The sequence below is a fragment of the Paraburkholderia sp. SIMBA_030 genome, assembly GCF_046535245.1.
In the GTDB taxonomy this organism is placed as follows: domain Bacteria; phylum Pseudomonadota; class Gammaproteobacteria; order Burkholderiales; family Burkholderiaceae; genus Paraburkholderia.
On sequence record NZ_JAWRXB010000606.1, the window covers coordinates 1 to 269 of the forward strand.

Below are 269 nucleotides of genomic sequence, written 5' to 3' on the forward strand. Positions count from 1 at the left end.
GCTGGCTTCGCGCCTGCGCGCCACCCTGCCCGCCGGTCTTTCGATCGCCTCCATTGCCTTCGGTGCGCAGGGAATCAACAATCCCTCGATCGGGCGGGATCTTGAAGCGGCGTTGCTTGATCGGGGATATCGCGTTCGAGCCGTCAATGATGCGGCGCTCATCGTGCCTGCTGCCGGGCTCCGTCAGGGTATCGGCGTCATAGCTGGTACCGGCGCCATCGCCGTTGGAACGGATGGCTCGGGGCAACCGATTTCGGCGGGCGGATGGG

General features: G+C 65.8%; 1 protein-coding gene. It reads left to right on the plus strand.

From position 1 onward, the window contains the following. A partial coding sequence (locus tag SB772_RS41385; protein ID WP_410838697.1) for a hypothetical protein occupies positions 1-269 on the plus strand: 269 nt, incomplete at both ends.